The sequence below is a fragment of the Aquibium pacificum genome (assembly GCF_040839445.1).
Lineage (GTDB): Bacteria > Pseudomonadota > Alphaproteobacteria > Rhizobiales > Rhizobiaceae > Aquibium > Aquibium pacificus.
In genome coordinates, this window is sequence record NZ_JBDPGJ010000054.1 from 1 (window position 1) to 282 (window position 282).

Sequence of the window (282 nt, forward strand, 5' to 3'; positions counted from 1 at the left end):
GGCGCTTACGTCGTTTGACGCGGTTCGTGCGGCTTCAACCCTGCATTCTTTTCGATTCAAGCGGATTCAACCGATGACGTTCACATATGAGGTGACGGATGCGGGCGATGCGAACGTGCGCAAGCAGATCGTCGCGCCGCTCATCCGGTTCAACGAAAGCCAGGCCGGTGCGAACGACGCCCGTGCGCTGGCCGTGGTCGTGACCGACGGCGAGGGCGCGGTGGTGGGGGGCTTGTGGGGCAGCACGGCGTACGGCTGGCTGCACGTCGACCTGCTGGTGGT

General features: G+C 64.5%; 1 pseudogene. It reads left to right on the forward strand.

Going from position 1 to position 282, the window contains the following annotated elements:
- Positions 1-73: 73 nt before the first annotated feature.
- Positions 74-282 (forward strand): annotated as a pseudogene (locus ABGN05_RS30130) (GNAT family N-acetyltransferase); the annotation flags it as partial.